4 protein-coding genes, 4 tRNA genes and 1 rRNA gene are annotated in these 4,480 nt (G+C 38.1%); 8 read left to right on the forward strand and 1 reads right to left on the reverse strand.

The features are described 5' to 3' along the window. Positions 1–8: 8 nt before the first annotated feature. The 3 genes from rrf to birA all read left to right on the forward strand — a co-directional run bounded on the left by rrf (position 9) and on the right by birA (position 2,279). Positions 9–124: ribosomal RNA gene (gene rrf, locus B6258_RS06645) — 5S ribosomal RNA — on the forward strand. 161 nt (positions 125–285) lie between these two features. Further along, entirely contained in the window at positions 286–1,320 is a 1,035-nt protein-coding gene (gene murB / locus B6258_RS06650; RefSeq protein ID WP_099074620.1) for a UDP-N-acetylmuramate dehydrogenase, read from the forward strand. Next, positions 1,317–2,279 (forward strand): bifunctional biotin--[acetyl-CoA-carboxylase] ligase/biotin operon repressor BirA, encoded by a 963-nt coding sequence (gene birA, locus B6258_RS06655; protein ID WP_099074621.1) that lies wholly within the window; start codon positions 1,317–1,319, stop codon positions 2,277–2,279. The genes murB and birA overlap by 4 nt, the downstream gene beginning before the upstream one ends. Positions 2,280–2,409: 130 nt before the next feature. On the opposite strand, the gene coaA is transcribed toward birA, so the two are convergent. Beyond that, the gene (gene coaA / locus B6258_RS06660; RefSeq protein WP_099074622.1) at positions 2,410–3,357 is read right to left on the reverse strand and encodes a type I pantothenate kinase; all 948 of its coding nucleotides are present in this window, start codon (positions 3,355–3,357) and stop codon (positions 2,410–2,412) included. 438 nt (positions 3,358–3,795) lie between these two features. Between coaA and B6258_RS06665 the strand changes: the two genes are divergently transcribed. From B6258_RS06665 to B6258_RS06685, 5 genes are all read left to right on the forward strand, one after another. After that, a tRNA-Thr gene (locus B6258_RS06665) sits at positions 3,796–3,871 on the forward strand. A 15-nt stretch (positions 3,872–3,886) separates the two neighbouring features. Then, positions 3,887–3,971 (forward strand) — tRNA-Tyr (locus B6258_RS06670). Between the two features lie 82 nt (positions 3,972–4,053). Further along, positions 4,054–4,128 (forward strand) — tRNA-Gly (locus B6258_RS06675). A gap of 5 nt (positions 4,129–4,133) precedes the next feature. Then, positions 4,134–4,209 (forward strand) — tRNA-Thr (locus B6258_RS06680). Between the two features lie 121 nt (positions 4,210–4,330). Beyond that, positions 4,331–4,480, forward strand: a 150-nt coding sequence (locus tag B6258_RS06685; RefSeq protein ID WP_235514998.1) for a GTP-binding protein, incomplete at its 3' end; no start/stop codon positions are given.

Genomic DNA, 4,480 nt, shown 5'->3' on the forward strand with positions numbered 1-4,480 from the left:
AGAATTTGCTTGGCGGCCATAGCGCAGCGGACCCACCTGAACCCATGCCGAACTCAGAAGTGAAACGTTGTAGCGCCGATGGTAGTGTGGGGCCTCCCCATGTGAGAGTAGGGAACTGCCAGGCATTAAATAAGACGAGAAAGCCAACCCAATGGGTTGGCTTTTTTGCATTCTAGACATCGAAACTGCAGATGTAATATCTCTACACTAATCACCCATCACTTTGCTATCCTCAGCGATGCTTGGCTGTTAAACTAAGCTATCAGCTAAATGAGGTAGACTTTCATGAAAGAATCGGTTTCATTGCAAGCATTTAATACATTTGGTTTGAGAGCAAAAGCTCACCAAATAGAAACTGCAAATAATAAAGATGAGCTTTGTACATATTGGCAAAATGCCCATGAGCAGAAATTACCAACACTTATTCTAGGGGGCGGTAGTAACGTACTATTTACAGAAGATTTTAATGGCATTGTTATTCGTAACTGTATTACTGGTATTGAAATTACTGAAGATGCGCAATATTGGTTTATTCATGTTGGTGCGGGCGAAAACTGGCATGCACTTATTGAATATCTGTTAGAAAAAAATATCTATGGACTAGAAAATTTAGCGCTGATCCCCGGAAATGTGGGGTCAGCACCCATACAAAATATCGGCGCTTATGGCAAAGAATTAAAAGATGTTTGTGCTTATGTTGATATTGCTGAGCTAAGCACCGGTCGTGTACAGCGATTAACTAATACTGAATGTCAGTTTGGTTACCGTGATAGTATTTTCAAACATCATTACCAGCAAGGCTTTGCTATTATTGCTGTTGGCTTACAGCTTAGCAAAAAATGGGAGCCTATTCTTACGTATGGCGATTTATCAAAATTATCATTAGAAACGGTAACGCCAACAGATGTGTTTGGATCTGTATGCTCCATGAGAACGAGCAAACTGCCAGATCCTACCATAACAGGTAATGCAGGTAGCTTTTTCAAGAATCCAATTGTTGATACTCGTATTGCACAACATTTAAAAGCCGAATACCCCTTCTGCCCTCAATATGTTCAACAAGATGGTGTAAAACTTGCTGCAGGTTGGCTGATTGATCAATGTGGTCTTAAAGGCCATCAGATTGGTGGTGCATCTGTTCATATGAAGCAAGCACTCGTTCTCATCAATAAAGATGGTCTAGCAACAGGCAAGGACATTGTTAATCTAGCTACATATATACGCCAAAAAGTCTTCGAGCGCTTCGGTGTACAATTAGAGCCAGAAGTTCGTTTTATTGGTCAACATGGCGAAATCAATGCAGTGGACGCTATTTCATGAAAGAAACACCAACTCCCTTATTATTAATTGAGCTCCTTGCTGATGGAAATATCCATTCAGGAGAGCAACTAGGCGAAAGCTTAGGAATGACACGCGCAGGTATTAATAAACATATTCAGACATTGCGTAGTTGGGGTATTGATGTTCAAACTGTCGCAGGAAAGGGCTATCAACTAGATGCTCCTATGAATTTATTAAATGTAGATAGTGTAAACAAGAACATTAAAGGTGAACCCGCGAGCGTTATTCCTGTTATCGATTCTACAAACCAATACTTGATCCAACGTATTAGCGAATTAACATCGGGTGATGTCTGTATTGCTGAATATCAGTCTGCTGGGCGAGGTAGAAGAGGGCGCCAATGGATTTCGCCTTTTGGTCGAAATTTATATTTAAGTATGTATTGGAAGCTCGATCAAGGGCCTGCAGCTGCAATAGGGCTGAGTTTGGTTGTCGGTGTTATTATGGCTGAAGTATTGCAAAAACTGGGCGCAGAAGGCGTTAAAGTTAAATGGCCTAACGATCTCTATTTAAATGATAAAAAGCTTTCAGGTATTCTTGTTGAGCTAACAGGAAAAACAGGTGATGTTGCTCATATCGTCACAGGTATTGGTATCAATATCGCGATGAGTAAGAATCAAAATGAAGCCATTAACCAGCAATGGATTAATTTAGAGCAAGTGGGTATCAAAATTGACAGAAATGAACTTGCTTGTGAAATTACTAATGCATTAAGAGAAGCATTTGTTCAATTTGAAAAACAAGGGTTATCTGTGTTTATCGAGCGTTGGAAACGTTTAGATAATTTTATGGATCGTCGTGTGAAGCTTATTATTGGTGAAAAAGAGATCTTTGGTGTTGCTAAAGGTATCAATGATCAAGGTGCTTTACTTTTAGAACAAGATGGAAAAATCATACCCTATATAGGTGGTGAGATTTCACTGAGAAGTGCATCGTAATGCTTTAAATTGTATCGAACATCTAAAACTACAAAAGCTTTCCTAAATTGGAAAGCTTTTTATTTATCGATACTATTTTTAATAACTAAAATATAATAATACGTAGATCAAATCTGGTGATTGTTTAGATTTACTTACGTAATCGAACATTGGTGATCGTATGATTTTGGCCTTTGGTTAATATAAGGCTCGCTCTTTCTTTTGTAGGCAGAATGTTCTGTTTCAAATTTAAACCATTAATTTCTTGCCAAATTGAAGACGCTATTTCAATAGACTCTTCTCTGCTTAATTTAGAGTAATTATTAAAATACGATTCAGGATCAGTAAACGCACCTTCTCTAAATTTTAAAAAGCGACTGATATACCAGTGTTTTAGTAATTCTTCTTCAGCATCCACATAAATGGAAAAATCTACATAATCTGATACGAAAACATTATGTGGATCATGAGGATAATCCTGGTTGCTCTGTAATACATTCAATCCTTCAAGGATTACAATATCAGGCTGTTCAATAACCTGTTTTTTATCTGGAATGATGTCATACACTAAATGAGAATAGACAGGGGCTGTTACTTGTTTCTTACCTGATTTTATATCAGAAACAAAAGAGACAAGACTATGCATATCATAGGATTCAGGAAATCCTTTTTTTTTCATTATCCCGCGTTTCTTTAATTCTGCATTAGGTAAAAGAAAACCGTCAGTAGTAATTAAATCAACTTTGCGATGTTCTGGCCAACGAGTTAAAAGTGCTTGTAGCAAACGAGCTGTGGTACTTTTACCAACAGCAACACTACCCGCTATGCCAATAATGTAGGGGATTTTGGCGCTTCTTGTTCCAAGAAATTGCTCTAAGACGGCTTGACGACGTAAGTTAGAACTTATGTAAAAATTGAGTAATCTTGAAAGAGGAAGATAAATCTCAATTACATCATCAATAGAAATTTCTTCGTTAATTCCTTTTAAATCAGCAATCTCTTTTTCGGTTAGCGTTAAAGGAACGGAATCTCTTAACGTTGCCCAGTGCTTTCTGTCAAATTCTAAATAAGGGGTTATAAAGCGTTCTTTGTTATTCATAAGCCAACATCTGCCTAATATTCGCAGGTTGGACAGGCTGTTTAAAACACCCGTATCCGATAAAAAATAAACAGCATCATAACGAGTGATGACTCTTAGGCGTAGATATTTTTTAAATTTTTTCTACTTTTTTTGACACGAACTGAATAAATCTGTAAAAAAAGTACAAAAAATAGTCATGAAAATAATTTTTTAGCGTAGACTAATGAAGGTGCAATCAATCTTTTTTCTAAAAATTTATTGGTGATTAATAAATTTAGGACTGAATAGCTAAATTAGCTTACTAATTTAGTATGAATTTTTGTTGGCATTTTGGTCGTTTTTTTCCTAAAAAATCAACAATTCAATCAAAAGTGAACAAAATCTAAGCAAAAGAACAAATATCGCGATTTTTTTGTTGCATCATGATGAAAGTCCTCCTAGAATGCGCACCACTTAGCCGGCATAGCTCAGTTGGTAGAGCAACTGACTTGTAATCAGTAGGTCCCGAGTTCGACTCTTGGTGCCGGCACCATTAAAAATTAGGTTTGGTGGGATACCCAAGCGGCCAAAGGGAGCAGACTGTAAATCTGCCGTCACAGACTTCGAAGGTTCGAATCCTTCTCCCACCACCATTAATTCCTAACTTAAGTGTTTTAAATTAGTAAACACTTAAGTAGAATACAAAGCTGATTTTAAGTCAGGTAGCCGAGTTCTGCGGGCATCGTATAATGGCTATTACCTCAGCCTTCCAAGCTGATGATGCGGGTTCGATTCCCGCTGCCCGCTCCAGATGTGCTGATATAGCTCAGTTGGTAGAGCGCACCCTTGGTAAGGGTGAGGTCGGCAGTTCGAATCTGCCTATCAGCACCACTCCTTCATGTTCTTGCCTCCCTGATTAAAATCTTAACAAGCACTAGCAAATCGCTAATTTACTTACTGCTTGGTTGATGTGGTGTAACCACCGATTCCGTGTCTTAGAGGGACAATTTAAATGTCTAAAGAAAAATTTGAACGTTCAAAACCGCACGTTAACGTTGGTACTATCGGCCACGTTGACCACGGTAAAACAACTCTGACTGCTGCAATCACTACAGTTTTAGCTAAAACTTACGGTGGTTCTGCTCGTGCATTCGATCAAATC

This window comes from Proteus alimentorum, assembly GCF_002607735.1.
In the GTDB taxonomy this organism is placed as follows: Bacteria; Pseudomonadota; Gammaproteobacteria; order Enterobacterales; family Enterobacteriaceae; genus Proteus; species Proteus alimentorum.

Bases quoted from the DNA above. Each gene is read 5' to 3' on its own strand.
- murB (WP_099074620.1), top strand. From the start codon at position 286: ATGAAAGAATCGGTTTCATTGCAAGCATTTAATACATTTGGTTTGAGA.
- coaA (WP_099074622.1), bottom strand. From the start codon at position 3,357: ATGAATAACAAAGAACGCTTTATAACCCCTTATTTAGAATTTGACAGA.
- birA (WP_099074621.1), top strand. From the start codon at position 1,317: ATGAAAGAAACACCAACTCCCTTATTATTAATTGAGCTCCTTGCTGAT.